Annotated in this window: 10 protein-coding genes; 1 reads left to right on the top strand and 9 read right to left on the bottom strand. The window is 54.5% G+C overall.

The window, feature by feature from the left end:
• Positions 1 to 7: 7 nt before the first annotated feature.
• From DQG23_RS15655 to DQG23_RS15615, 9 genes are all read right to left on the bottom strand, one after another.
• Entirely contained in the window at positions 8 to 907 is a 900-nt protein-coding gene (locus tag DQG23_RS15655; RefSeq protein ID WP_238177901.1) for an ABC transporter permease, read from the bottom strand.
• Between the two features lie 104 nt (positions 908 to 1011).
• Entirely contained in the window at positions 1012 to 2691 is a 1680-nt protein-coding gene (locus tag DQG23_RS15650; RefSeq protein WP_113031796.1) for an extracellular solute-binding protein, read from the bottom strand.
• A gap of 352 nt (positions 2692 to 3043) precedes the next feature.
• Complete coding sequence (locus DQG23_RS15645) at positions 3044 to 5056, bottom strand: hypothetical protein (protein WP_113031795.1); 2013 nt, start codon at positions 5054 to 5056, stop codon at positions 3044 to 3046.
• Between the two features lie 41 nt (positions 5057 to 5097).
• Positions 5098 to 6264 (bottom strand): M20 family metallopeptidase, encoded by a 1167-nt coding sequence (locus DQG23_RS15640; RefSeq protein WP_158560546.1) that lies wholly within the window; start codon positions 6262 to 6264, stop codon positions 5098 to 5100.
• Between the two features lie 347 nt (positions 6265 to 6611).
• Positions 6612 to 6857 carry a hypothetical protein gene (locus tag DQG23_RS15635; protein ID WP_113031793.1) on the bottom strand — a complete coding sequence of 82 codons (246 nt, stop codon included), beginning with the start codon at positions 6855 to 6857 and terminating at the stop codon, positions 6612 to 6614.
• Between the two features lie 332 nt (positions 6858 to 7189).
• Positions 7190 to 8923 carry a dihydroxy-acid dehydratase gene (locus DQG23_RS15630; protein WP_113031919.1) on the bottom strand — a complete coding sequence of 578 codons (1734 nt, stop codon included), beginning with the start codon at positions 8921 to 8923 and terminating at the stop codon, positions 7190 to 7192.
• 317 nt (positions 8924 to 9240) lie between these two features.
• Positions 9241 to 10041 (bottom strand): delta-lactam-biosynthetic de-N-acetylase, encoded by an 801-nt coding sequence (gene pdaA / locus DQG23_RS15625; RefSeq protein WP_113031792.1) that lies wholly within the window; start codon positions 10039 to 10041, stop codon positions 9241 to 9243.
• Positions 10042 to 10205: 164 nt separating this feature from the next.
• Positions 10206 to 11948, bottom strand: coding sequence for a hypothetical protein (locus DQG23_RS15620; protein ID WP_113031791.1), 1743 nt, complete (start codon positions 11946 to 11948; stop codon positions 10206 to 10208).
• Positions 11949 to 12061: 113 nt separating this feature from the next.
• Entirely contained in the window at positions 12062 to 13948 is a 1887-nt protein-coding gene (locus DQG23_RS15615) for a family 20 glycosylhydrolase (protein ID WP_158560545.1), read from the bottom strand.
• A 268-nt stretch (positions 13949 to 14216) separates the two neighbouring features.
• Here DQG23_RS15615 and DQG23_RS15610 point away from each other — a divergent pair, with 268 nt between their 5' ends.
• Positions 14217 to 14555 (top strand): L,D-transpeptidase, encoded by a 339-nt coding sequence (locus DQG23_RS15610; RefSeq protein ID WP_113031789.1) that lies wholly within the window; start codon positions 14217 to 14219, stop codon positions 14553 to 14555.
• The last annotated feature ends 13 nt before the right edge of the window (positions 14556 to 14568 follow it).

Here is a 14568-nt window from a genome sequence, read left to right as displayed (position 1 = left end):
ATGCCGGTCAGAAAATCCGATAGCCTGCAAACCGGTAAGCCATCATATAAGACACCGATACCAGAATGAAGGATACGACCGATTTCATTAAACCTACCGCAGTCGCCAAGCCGTACTGCACTTTCACGATCCCCATTCGGTAGACGAATGTATCGATAATATCGCCGCTCTCGTAAACCGGCGGACTGTACAAATTGAATATTTGCTCGAACCCGGCGTTCAGAATGTTGCCGACGCTTAACGTGGCCATCAGCACGATGATCGGCATCATGCCGGGAAGCGTAATATGCCAGGTTTGCTTCCAGCGGTTCGCGCCGTCGATTTCGGCCGCTTCGTACAAGGATGGATTGATGCTGGTCAGAGCGGCCAAATAAACGATCGTCCCGAAGCCGAACTCCTTCCAAATATCCGATACGACGAGGGTTATCGGAAACCAGGTGTTATTCCCAAGAAAAAAGATCGGTTCGATGCCGAAAAGCTTCAAAATCTGGTTCACGATACCGGTAGAAGGCGATAAAATATCGATCAATATACCGCCGAGCAGTACCCAAGACAGAAAGTGGGGCAAGTAAACGAGCGTTTGAACCGCCCGCTTGAACGCCGCTTTGCGCACCTCGTTCAGCAGAATCGCAATCGTAATCGGCACGAGAAGTCCGCCGGCGATTTTCAATACGGCGATATAAATCGTGTTGAACATAACCCGGCCCATATCGGGGTAGTCGAACATCATTTTGAAATTGCTCCATCCGACCCACGGCGATCCGAAAATCCCCCTAGTCGGAATGAATCGTTCAAAGGCTATCAGAATGCCCGCCATCGGTACGTAGCTGAAAATAATGGCAAGCACGACGCCTGGCAGCAGCAAAAGGTGAAACGGCCATTCTTTGGCAAATCTCTTGATGATCACAGCGGACCTCCATTCTAGCAGGCAATGCGCGCCCGGAAAAACGCGCATTGCGCCTCTGCATGAAGCTGTCAAGCAGCATTATCGCACCGCCGCCACACACGGGATTATTTTTTACCGGTTTTGGCGTACAGCTTGTTGACTTCCTCCGTCATCGCATCGCCGCCGATTTTTTTCCAATCCTCTACGAATTTGTCGAACTCGTCGATCGGCAGCTGATTCATGATGATTTTGATGTACACTTCGTTCATTTTCGTTTCAAGAACAGGCTTTTTCTCCGTCATCACAGGTCCCGGCGCGCCGGTGTACCCGTTGATCTGAAAACGTTTGTCCTTCAAATACCCGCTCATGATCGAGAATGCGCCGCCCGGACCGGAAATTCCCCACTCGCCCCATTGCGAAAGATCGCCGCCCAAATATTTCATTACCTTGTTATACCGGTCGAGCTGATCCGCATCGCCTTGAACGAGCGATTGATCCTTGTTCTGGATGGCCTTCGGCAGCACTTCGCCGTTCCTTGTGTTCTGATCCTGGGAGAAAACGCGGATCGGATTCAGCAACCAATAGCTTTGCGCCTCTTCGGTATTGAGCAGATAGGTCTTTTTGTCTTCGTCAGTAGGCTTGGTCAATACCTGGACCCACTTGTTAAGAAGCTTGATGACGGCTTCCGGATTTTTCGCTTTCTTGGATACGACCCAATACCCGTCAACGCCGAGCTCAGCCTGAGTCATCGCAGGCTTATCGTCGACCGAGACGATCGGATACGGCACCCAATTTTGCACGACCTTGCCGTCTTTGACAGCGCCGTCCTGAAGCGGATAAACGCTAAGCCAGAACGGGCCGTACGCCACACCGATTTTGTTGGAGGCTACCAGCTCGTTCTCCTTCACCATATCTTTAACGGCGAATTCCGGATCGATCTGTCCTGCTTTATACATCTCCTGCAGCTGCTTGAGCGCGGCCTTCATTTCCGGCTGAACGCTTCCGTATACAAGCTTTCCTGATGTGTCTTTCACCCATTGGCCCGGATAGGCGTGGAAGCCGTTGAAAAATCCCGTAATGGCAAAAGCGTCGGACGCCGCATCGATAAATACGTTTTTGGTCAATGGAAGTCCGTAGGATTTGCCTGTACCGCCCGGATCCTGCTTCGTAAACGCCTCGGTAATTTTCAGAAGATCCTGCATCGTTTTGGGCTGTTGGAGTCCGAGTTTGTCCAGCCAGTCCTTGCGGATCCATATATGGGAGGCCGCGTTGTACGGGCTGTTCGTCGCAGGTATGGCAAGCAGCTTTCCGCCCTGCTTAGCCGAATCCATCTGCATGCCGCCGTCGCTCGTCAAATACGCTTTCGTTTCCGGGGACGCCGTCTTTTCGTATACGCCGTTCAAATCCATCAGCATATCGGCTTCGATCAGCTGCTGAAACTGATCCGCATTGACGAACATCAAATCCGGGATATCGTTCGAGGAAATGCTCATTTGCAGCTTTTGCTGATACTGCGAGCTGTCCGCCACCCAAAGATTTTTGATTTTGATGCCCAACTCTTTCTCGTATGCATCGGAAACAGTGTTTTTGTCCATCGTTTCGCCGGAGCGGAACTTAATAACGCCGGATTTCTCTCTGACCATGGAAATTTCCACGGGCTTGGCGCTCTCATTGCCGGCCGATGCCGAAGGCGAGCTGCTCTGTCCGGGCTCGGGCGCCTTCTCGTTCGTTTCTTTGCTGCTGCAAGCCGCTAGAAGTGCCGGAACCAACAAGCAGGATAATGCCAGTTTGCTAACACGCTTCATACTCAACCGCCCCCTGATCATTTTGTGCTGCGATGTAGTTAAACGCTTTCAGTTGAGTTATGGAAATTGTTAGAATATTTAACCCGTTAAGTTATTTTACCTAACAAAAACCTTCCTCTTACTCTTATTATAGGGAGTGGCCATTCATTGCTCTATACACTTGATTTGACATTCATGGACTTTTGTTTACGAGATTTAGGAAGTAGCTCTTTCCATAAAGACAAACGCATGCCGGCGTCTTGGACGCCGGCGTTTATCGCAAATTTAGGCTGCATTCCCCGTGCGTCGCTTGCAAGCAGCGGTGAAATGCATTGCTGAAATTTCAAGAAGAGGAGGTTGACGCCCCCTCTCCTTAATCTGCCTCCCGGTGCAGCACCATCATGGACAGCGGCTGGATCTCGCCTTCTAAGGCCGTAACGCTTCCTTCTTTCCGTAAAACGGTCCGCCGGCCTTCCGGCTCCTTACGGCTATATCGTGTCCAGTTATCGCCGCTATAGCCGCCGCCTCCGGCAAGCCCGATGCCGTCAACGACATCCAAGGAATGATTGACGATGGCGATCGTTTGTTTGCCGCCGGAACGGTATTCATGTATGGACGTATGCGGGCAATAGGTGCCGATCATAAGCGGAGTCGGCTCTGCACGCTGCAGCAGCAGGAACTCCTGGATAACCGCGCGCCGCACCGGACTAAGCAGCCCGAGCTGTGCATCATGCCCCCTGTAAGGCAAAATGAATATGCTGCCGTTCACTGCAGCCATCCCCGCGCATACGATGTCTCCGTCAGGCAGATGAATGTTCGAGAGCACGTTGACCGCGCCATTCTCATATTGAATGTCCAAGCAATCGCCTAAGCTGAGATAAGGTCTCATCCGCCCTGCTTGAATGCCGGCGTATTTACGATCTCCCGTTATTTGCTCATAAGCTTGAACGTTGCGCCATTCCGCCTGGAGCACCCCGCATAAAGAGCCGAGCCCCATGCCGCAAAGCGTATGAACGGCTTCTCCGTCCAGCAGAACGGTATTTTGGGCAAACAGCTCGCGCAATTCGGTTTCGCTGTAGTTACGCGGCGCTTGGCCGGAAAGCGCTGCGACGGCGCCCGCCTGACTCGGAAGCGCGACGGCAAACCGGTTCGCTACGCCGAAAGCGGACAGAAAGCTGCTCCAGAACGTTTCCCTCGGGTACAGCTCTTCCATAGAAGAGCCGGCAGTCGTTTGGAGCGTGTAAGAAGACTTTTCGTTCACCAGGACTTGCACCCCGGTCAAAGCTTGAACGCTCAGCCCCAGATCGGCGACGGCGTTCAGGAAAGGCTTTTCCTCGCTAAGCCATTTGTCCGCCCGCTCCTCCGGGTATATGCCGTTGCCGACCATATCCAGCACATTCAGCGTAATGCCGCGGCTTCCCAGCAATAGCGACGTTTCCAGCTGGTACCTTTGAAAGGCTCTGGATTTGGCGTACAGCGTATAAGGAACATTCTCGATTTCCGGGTAAGCCTCCGTCCCTTCCGGAATGAAAGCCGCCGTCAATGCCGACACCGCCTGAAAATCCCACCCGTACTGCATACCGGTGATTTCCCTATATGCCGGCAAATGAGGACGAATAATTGCGGCGTTTTGCCCGTCAAAAGCATGGAAGATGCCGTGCCAATCCCGGCCTTCCGCAGCATGTACGGACGGCATACTCGTCATTAATCCGATACGCGTTTCCGGCGATACCTTGTGTACCGCCTCCGCGATCTCCTCTGCGAGCTCTACGATTGTCCGCCGGCACGAGTCCAGCCATATACGCCTATATGCATGCGGATCGCCGGGCGCCAGAAGCCCTCGAACGAACGTCTCCCGATCCAGATGAGGAACCCCCGCCTGACGGGCAAATTCGCTCAAATGCGCCTCACAGAAGCAGCCTCCCCACTTAAGCGGGCCATGGTTATGAAAGCGAAAATCGTCCTCGACCCATAACGAATAGGGGCGAAGCGCCGCATAATTGGCATACATCTCTTTAATGTAACCTCGCCATTCGGGGCAAAGCGGACATACCGCTGCCTTGGCGCTCTTTCCTGTAAGATCCGTCATCAGCCGGAAATGCTGACCTTCAAGCAATGTATTGGCGGCATCATCGTGAATGAGCGAATTCAAGGGATTGATCGAGGTTTTCACGCCAAGGGGCTCAAGCTTTCGCTTCGCCCTTCCGATCGCATCCAGCCATGGCTTCGTTTCCTCATGCGTCATATGCCGAAGACTTAACGGATGAATGAAAAACATCACATCGTCGATGCCCACCGTTTTGCAAAATCCGGCCAAATCCTCCAGCCGTTCTTCCTCCAAAAAACTCAATTGCATCGCATAGCGCAGCATATAAGCGTATCCCATGCCAAACCTCCTATCCCGGCGTTCATGCACCAGGCTGTTGTTTAATCCGTTTCCAGAAACTCCGTAATAAATTGCAAGTAAGCCTTGACTGTCAAATCCAGCTCGCGGATTTCCACATACTCCACTTCCCCATGCGCGGTTCGAAAATCCGGTCCGTGGCAGAGGGCGGGAACCCCCAAGGCCCGGACAAAAATACCGGCATCGGTCACGACTTTTTTGCCTGCCGTCGGGTAATCGATGCCGCGAACGGCGGTGACCGCCCGGCGCATAGCGAGGACAGCGGGACTGTCCTTGTCGATCCGGTACCCGTCCCGCACTTTCTTCATATCGAGCCGGATGCTCACACCGCGGGCTGCGGCAATCGCATCAAGTCCGCTTCGCATGGCGCTCTCGACTTCCTCGAACGATTCCGCCGGACTATAACGTCTCACTCCGGTCAAAGCCGCCCTTTTCGGAAGCTGGTTGTAAAATTGCCCGCTCTCGATCGCGCCTACAAAAAACGACGCATACCCGATATCTTCAATTTCCTCTTGCTCAAGCGCTCCGTTCCACTGGTCAAGCAGCCTGACGATTTCGCCGGCGACCGTTATCGGATGTGGCGTTCCGGATGGCGCAGAGAGCTGATGGCAAGGCTCTCCTTCGCGTTCGATCGCAATTTCGAAGGTAGCCGAGCCTAGCTGTGCGATCGTGCAATCCGTCGTAGCGCCCTCCATGACAACTACCGCGTCCGCTTGGACGGGAACCTGCTCCAGAAGGGCGTACAAATCCTCGCCTCTGCCTCCCGGACTTTCGTGTAAACTGTTCGCAACGACGATCAAACGGCCGGGCAGCTTCGTATTCGTTTCCTTCAGGCATCGCAGCACTTCCAGCATGCATGCGAGCGAGCCCTTCATATCGCAAGCTCCTCTTCCGTACACCCGCCCGTTCTTCTCTTCAGGCTCGTCATGCGCGAGCGGCACGACGTCCATATGACCGTTGAACAAGATCGTCCTGCCTTCTCGTTCCTCCCCCCAGACGGCAACCAAGGTTGGATTGTCCGGAATAAACTCATAACGCCGAACCGAGCAGCCGACCTCAGTCAACATGCGCGCATAACGGTCCGCAACCTCTCGCGCATCGCCGGTAGCGCTTCCAATCTTTACGAGCTCCAGCGTATCTTGTACAACTCGCCGGACATTCACCTGTTCCGTAATCCTCGAAAGCGACATCGTTATGCCCTTCTTTCTCGTTATATTGATTGACCCATTATACGGACAGACTGTCAATAGCAGAATGTCCGCTATACTTGACCAAAAACGCATCAGCCCGCTTATTCGATTCCGGTCGGTCGTTTGCCGTCATATAGCGAATACCTGCGCATAGGGAAGCTTGCTGTACGCAAATCTGGTGCCGCGAGCAGCAACCTTCGAGTACGGCTCATTTCGCATGCGATCGTCCTACCGCCGTCATACAGCGAATCCCTGGGCGCGGGGAGCTGAGCGGTATGCAAATCTGGAGCCGCGAGCAGCACTCTTCGAGTACGGTTCTATTTTTGCATACGATCGTCCTACCGCCGTCATACAGCGAATCTCTGAGCGCGGGGAGCTGCGCGGTACGCAAATCTGGAGCCGCGAGCAGCAACTTTCGAGTACAGCTCTATTTTCACATGCGATCGTCTACCGCCGTCCGGAGCTGCCCCCTCCTCGCTCGTCGCTTGCGTGCGCTGCAGTCCGAATTTGCACAATTGGAATCGAGTCCGGCTCTCTTTCTTCACCTGCAGTCCGAAAACGCCCGCTTGCAGCAGCTTTTTTACTCGGTACACCGGTGATTCCGTTCTCCAAGAAGGCAAAATCGGACTACAGCGCAAGGAGACCCTCGAACTCTTGCTCCAAGCTGGCAATTTCGGACTACAGCATGCAGAGGAGATCTGCCCGAATCCGGCACTACGGCGCTTATTAATAGCCGGTGTTCGCCAGTAGTTACCTCCATCTTTGACCCACTGTCTGCTCTGATTCTTAAATGCGGCATTGACTCATTACCTGCTCAGACCGGCAATGCGGCGTTAACGAACATTCCTTTGCGCGTTAACCTCCGAAAAATGCGGATCCCCGCAGCCTTCGCAGCGTTCTATGGTCGGCGCGGGCATCCGCGCGTTTACCCCCTGCCTACGATCGGCGGCACGAAAGCCGCTTCCTCCTTGCTGGCGGGACGCAGAACGTCCAAATCGCAGCCTTCCGGCGCCTGCAGCGTATGGTCTGCGAATAACCGCGGATAGCCGCGCTTATGCTGAGCCTCAGGCGGCTGCCAAGCCGCCAGCCTCGCTGCGATTTCTTCGTCCTCAAGCAGCAACCGAACCGTCGACGCTTCGATATCGAGCTCGATCCAGTCGCCGTTCTCCACAATCGCAAGCGGTCCTCCGACCGCCGCCTCCGGTGCCGCATGCAAAATGACGGCGCCGTAGCTGGTCCCGCTCATTCGGGCATCGCTGATTCGAACCATATCGCGCACGCCTTGCTTCAGCAGCTTCGCCGGAATCGGAATGGAGCCCCATTCAGGCATCCCCATCGCCACCGGTCCGCAATACTTCAGCACGAGCACATGATCGGCGGTCACCTCAAGCTCGTCGCTGTCGATACGCGCCAGCATATCCGTATAACTCTCGAAAACGACGGCTTGGCCGCGATGCTTGAACAAGTGAGGCGATACGGCGGATTTTTTGATAACCGCTCCTTGCGGCGCTAAGTTTCCTTTCAAAATGCCCAGACTGGCACGCTCTTTAAAAGGTGCGCCAAGCGCGGTGATAACCTCGGCGGTCGATTCGTATTCCGGCATGTCCGAGCCGTAAATGCGCCCGATCGTTTCGCCGGTGCAGCCCAAGCAGTCTTGATCGAGCATCGGCATCAGATTATGGATGACCCGCCGCAATCCTCCGGCCTTGTAAAAATCGTCCATACTGTACGATCCGCTGGGCTGCAGGTTGACGATTAACGGCACCTGTTCCGTCAACTCGGCATACCGATCGATCGGAATGCGGATGCCGAGCCTGCCTGCAATAGCCGTCAAATGAATGGCCGCATTCGTCGAGCCTCCCATTGCCGCCAGAAGCTTAATCGCATTGTGAAAGGCCTGCTCCGTCATCAACCGGGATGGCGTGAGATTTTCCCGTACCATTTCGACGATTCGCAAACCTGTCGCTTCGGCCGCAATTTTGCGCCTGGCATCGGTAGCCGGAATGCTCGACGTCCCGGGCAGCATCATCCCGAGCATTTCGGACAAGCTCTTCATCGTCGAGGCCGAGCCCATGACCGGACAACCGCCCAAGGTGCAGGAAATCGACCGCTCCAGCTCCTGCCATTCTTCTTCGGACAACAGTCCCGCTTTATAGTCGTCCGAGTATTTCCACAGGTCCGTGCCGTAATTGACCGTCTTGCCGCGGAAGCTGCCTGACGAACGATGGCCGGCGGCCAATTGCAAGGCCGGGAGATCGCAGCTTGCCGCCGCCATTAGTTGGCCCGGCACCGTTTTGTCGCATTCGCATAACATCACGACGCCGTCGATCGGCTGCGAACGGACGCTTTCCTCCAAATCCATGGAAAGCAGATTGCGGTACAGCAAATCGGACGGCTTCATAAAATCGGAAGGCGTAGAAATCGTATGAAGCTCGATCGGATAACCGCCTGCCAGCAGCACGCCTCTTTTTACGTATTCCACCAATTCCTTATGCGGATAATTACAGCTGTTAAAATCGTTCCAAGCATTGAAAATGCCGATAATCGGCTTGCCCGCAAAGGTATCGGGATTATGCCCCATCGCCCGCATGGCGGAACGATGCTGAAACGTCAATTCGGCATTCTCGTTATTGAACCATTCGCTGCTGCGTAATTTCATGATGCTCCCCTTTCGCATTTGAAACGTGAAATAAGCGCCCGATATGCGGCAACCGCCCCGCCGGAAATCAGCGGCGCGCGCGATTCGGCGCTTGCGCCAAGCGGTACGCCGTTTCATGTATTATAATTTCGATGCTTAACGCATCTCTATAACCTTATGTTTACTTTCATGCACATTTCTTTACCATTTCGATAAGGACATCGTTCCCTATTGCGAAGGATTGCTTAGCGGCGCGGCCACCCTTTTGGAAATCGCTTTTCAGCATTAATCCGCGCAAAAAAAGCCGTACCCGTCTTGCATGGATACGGCTTTTTTATTCATATGCCCGGCAATTCATTCTCCGGCTTTACCCCTTTCAGCTGGCGCAGGCTGTAAAATTCATACCCTTGCTTTCGCGCCCCGTCAATGATCCGGCCGAGCGCCTCGGTATTGTCCCGCGATATCGAATGCAGCAGCATGACCGCTCCCGGATGCAGCTGGCTCATCACCTTATCGTAAGCGTACTGTCCGCCTTTCTGGGCGTTGACGTCCCAGTCCATGTAAGCAAGGGACCAGAACACGTTCGTATACCCCAGCTCTTTCGTTACCGCAAGCGTTCTTTCGCTGAAAACGCCGCGAGGCGGACGAAGAAACGTCATATCCTGCTGGCCGGAAACGCGCAGCGCCGTCTCTTTGACTTTATCGAGCTCTTCTTTGATTTTTCCGTCGGATATCGTCGTCATGTCCGGATGGCTCCAGGAGTGATTGCCGATAATATGCCCCTCCGCCGTCATTCGCTTCAGCAGCTCGGGCTGCTCGCGGACGAACTGACCCGTCACGAAAAAAGCGGCCGGCACTTTTTTCTCCTTGAGCGTATCCAAAATCCGCGGCGTAAACCCGTTCTCGTAGCCGTTATCGAACGTAAGATAAAGCGCCTTGCTGTTCGTATCCCCTAAAAAGACCGCCCCGTGCTTATCGATAATATCCTTGAAACCTTCCTCGTTAATCGAGGGGAGCTGGCCGTTTCTGCTTTTCTTGAACCCGAAATGGTAAGGACCCCGCTCTTGCGCCGAAACGGTAAACGCTAGCGCGATCGAAAGCACAAGGGCCGGCAACACCGCTATCCAAAAACGTTTCAATCGACCTACACTCCTTGCCGCATGTCATGTTCGGTAAGCTGAACGCTCAGCACCTTGCTGTATGTTTCCACACCGGCGGAAATATATGTACGATTTCGGTACAACCTTTCTCTAAGCCTCTCCCGGTTAACGGGAGCAGCCGCTTTCTATCGTCCGCGTACCCGCTAAAGCGTCTCGCTTGTCAGCCGCCCTGAGAACGGCGCCGTTCTCACAAACTCGCAGCTCGCACGTTCCGCCTCGTCGCGATAAACGCATACGTACAGCCCTTTCTCCGAAATTCCTTCAAGCTCGACGATCAACTCCCCGCTCCGCTCGTCGAAACGCGTCCCGGCGATCCTTGTTCTGGCCTTGTCCTTGCAGTAGGCGGCAATTTCGTCATATCCCCGGTAAAAAAGCGTCCAACCTGCCAGCCCGTCATGGATGCCTTCGATGATCGTCCGCCATTCTTCGGGATTTAGAACCGCGATGCGCTGCTCATGCGTCATCAGCGTCCCGAAGAAGCCGCTGGAAACGCCCAGCTTGACGGCCGTGACCCCTCTGGAGATGGCGGCTTCAAGATCGTTCCGCTCGTTTTCCCCGTTGAACACCGTACAGCTTCCCAGAAACTCGCCTGGCCCCATTCCCGCATCCGGCGTCTTATACGCGCCGAGATGATGTCCTACGGCGTTCCAGAACCGGTGATCCGGGTCCATCGGACCGTAATTGAACCCTTGATGGCCGTACGGATACGGCTCCCAGGAATAGCTGTTCGCATACCAATGCACCCCGAACGGGATAAGCGCCATCATGAAAGGCTGATCCCGCTTCAGCAGGAACGGAAGGCTGTTAAGCCCGAGCTCGTCATAGTGAATGTTGACGGTTCGCGAAGGCGTTATGCCCAGCCTGTCATAGAAAGCATCCAGCCGCCGAAAATGCTCCTGCAGCTCGCTTACGCCGTATTCGGTTCCGTCATGCTGCAGATAGATTTGATCCGGCGTTCCCTCCTCCAGCTCGTGGAAGGAATGGGCGCTGAATTCCGCTTTACGCCCGTCGTGGTAACGTTTCATCGCAGCCCCTTCGGCCTCGCCGATTTCGTTCACGAATACGCCGATATTGGGAATCCAGCCGTACTCGTTCAGAACGCGGACATAATCGAAGCTGTCGTAGGAGCCGATCGCATCGTCGACGCGGCAAACCGCGAACGGCGGCATCATCAAGCTGGCGAACGGCTTTTTGGCCGTCCAGACCAGACTTCTCCACAGCAGATCGTCCAGCCCCATCGCATGGCCGAAATGCTGCTTCATCCACAGCGCCGGCGAAAAATACAACGCCGCACGGCGACCTGCCCCTTCGCCTTCCCGGCTCTCAGCGGGCTGAAACGCAGCCGCCGCAACGCGTCCTCCTCCGGCTTCCGCAATCGGGACGAAGCCCGGCTCCATACTTTGGCGCACTGCCAAAGAAGCGCTTACCTGCTTGCGCAGCGCATGCGTGACCGGAGCGGCTTGCAGCTCCGTTATATAATGCGTCGACTCGTTGACGGTTATCCCGTCGATCGCCGCTTCTTCGAACTCCGCCGAGCCGAAAAAGGCGCGTATTTCCGGACGGGCCGAAGCCAGCGTCCCGTCGAAGCAAACCGCTCCGGCGCCGCGCTCCCACGCTTCGGCGATATCCGCCCACTGCTCGCCTGTAAGAGCTGCCGCTACTCCGTCATGAGCGAGCACAACCGCCGCGCATTCGCCGAGCAAGCGGTCAAATCGCCCCGTCGAAACGTCGGCAACCGTATACGGCATGCCGTAATGATTCAAAGCGGGAAGGATCGCCAAATCGAACAAAGCGGCAGCCGCTTCATCCGTTTCATTCGTTACCAGAACGAGCTTCCGGTTGCCCGTCGCCTCATAGCGTTCATATCTTTTCATAACGTCCCGCACGATCGATAAACACCTCCTGATATCAAAAAATAACCGTAAGCAGGAGCTGCCGTCATCAAAACGGCAAGCCCCCGCTTCCCTTGCAATATCGTCCGCTGCTCCGATTATTAAATCTAGTAGTGCTGCGCCACCCTGCTGGCAGACGGCATATAATGGTAATAATAGCAATCGACCAAACCGTCTTTGCCGTTGAACGGCAGACGCTCCTCCTCGAGCTCCTCCAGCCGTTCGGCTCTGCCGGCCAAGTAATCGCCGATCCGTTCGACCGCGGTATCGATACTCATCAGCAAGCCGCCGTAACGCACGTCCATCACATCCCAGCCGAACGCTTTGTTCGCCTGATGCCAGCATTTGCGGTGATATTCGCGCAGCGCGCGCGCTTTTACGGCAAGCTCCGGCAGCTCTTTTTCGGCAATGGCCGATAACAAGCCCCTGTCTCCTGCTTTATACGCGTCGCTTATCCGGTTCCCCATATCCGCCTTCACGCTCAGCACCGCGCAAAGCCTGCGGTACAGCTCGAAGACGAAGTTAAGCTCGCCGTTGCGTCCGGCGTAAGTTTCCATTTCCTTTTCCCATTTGGCGTAATGCTCGGACATCCCCAGACCGCGGATGTTCCGGTCGAACAAACCGGCCATCACATTTTGCCAGAGCAAGTAACGGGACGTATTGTACGTCTCCAGATTACCCGGCGAAATCCCTGGCGTTTCATCCAAATATTTGATGTTTATGAAGTCGTCGTAACGGGCTCCCGTGCAAAATTCGAACCGCCGCCTCAGCTTTTCCTCGTCCAGCTTCTCGGCGAACCCGTGCTCCGCGAACAGCTGCAGGCCGAGCATGGCCGCATGCCAATCGCATTCGGTGCCGTCGTCTCCCCACAGCGTGGCGATGATTTCCGTAACGCCTTTCCTTTTACAGACGTTCAAAGCCGCCTCCGTCGAAGCGAACGTAGCGCCGTAATTGAGGCAAAATCCTTTCCAGTTCCAAATACCGCCGGCAAACACCGGCTTAGCGCCGAAACGCTCATGACGTTCGATCCATTCCTCATAGAACGATTCGTCATAGTGATAATAATCCCAATATACTTGCTGCACGCCGGGAGGGATATTTTGGATAACCTCATCCGGAATGACGCCGTTTTTATCGTAATAATCTCCCGTCTTGGAGCCTGCGCGGAAATACATGTCGCTCCACATCATCGGCTTCAGCCCGTGCTTATCCGTTATCGCGAGTACCCTCTTCAAATGCTCGTTCATAATGTCGAATTTGGGGCTGTAGCCGTTCTTCTCCAAATAACGGCCAAGTCCGAGCTTCCAGGCTTCATCCATCCCGATGTGAATCCGCTTCGTGCGAACCGGAGAGGAAGCGGCCACGATCATCTGCTCGATGAACTCGTACGTTCTCTCATAACCGACGAGCATCGTCTCCTCATCGTCTTTAATGTCGAGGAAGGCATGCCATTTCAGAGCGTCGCGCAAATGGCTCAGCGTCTGGATGCAAGGAATCATCTCGATGCCGAACAAATCGGCATAATCATCAAGCTCCCTCAGTTCGTCCTGCGAGTAACGTCCCCGCATATAGCCGAAGTAAGGCTGCTCTTTGACATCGTAGCTGTCTTCCGCATAAAGCATGATCATATCCATACCCATCAGGGCCATTTTGCGCAGAAACAGCTTGACCGTATCCGTCTTCATAACCGCGTTGCCTTGGGATACGTCGAACATCGGCCCGTTCATCGTAAATTGCGGCGTCTCCTCGATGCGGAACGTTCCGCTCTCGCGGCACGCTTCCGCCAGCAGGCCGAGCGCCCGGTAAAAGTGAGCCTTCTTTCCGCATACGATACGAAAGCCGCTTCCATCCCCGCTTACTTCCAGCTTATCAACAGCGCCTTGCACAACCTCAACCGGACGTCCTTCCGACGTCAATTCGATACCCAGCTCCCCGGCTATAATCGCCGCGCCTTGCAGCAAACCGTCCGTCTCTCCCGTAAAATAAAGCTGCATCCCGTCTGTCTCTCCCATCCTTTGATATCGTTTGAACTCGTGTAATATTCAGCTAAAGGATTACAGCTCTTACATTAACAGTCCGAACGTCCGGAAGATATACAATCCATAATCAAACTATTGGACTATATGGTCAGATCAATTAATCTATTTTCAAAGCTCCTGAAAGCTCCCAAAGCTCTTTACCGTCAGCTCCCGCCAACTTTCCGGCACCCGTATGGAGCAACTGGGATTTAGCACACATAGTCTATAGCAAGAGGTGATTATTATGCCCGACTACAGAATTATCGTCGATCTGTCGGATCGTCATTTGTACCTGATCGACAACCATATGATCGTCAAATCTTACCCGGTCGGCATCGGCAGGATGGTCACGCAAACGCCGACGGGCGAATATACGATCATCAATAAAGCCCCGAATCCGGGCGGACCGTTCGGGGTCCTCTGGATGGGGCTGTCCAAGCCGCATTACGGCATTCACGGGACGAACGACCCTTCGTCAATCGGCAAACTCGTTTCTCACGGCTGCATCCGCATGTTTAACCGCGATGTCCTGGAATTGTCCAGTTTGGTGCCGATCGGCACAAGGGTGACGATCCGGCCATGAAGCCGGGCGGATT

The sequence above is a fragment of the Paenibacillus contaminans genome, assembly GCF_003285015.1.
GTDB classification, from domain to species: domain Bacteria; phylum Bacillota; class Bacilli; order Paenibacillales; family NBRC-103111; genus Paenibacillus_V; species Paenibacillus_V contaminans.
This window is presented reverse-complemented; position numbering and strand designations above follow the sequence as displayed.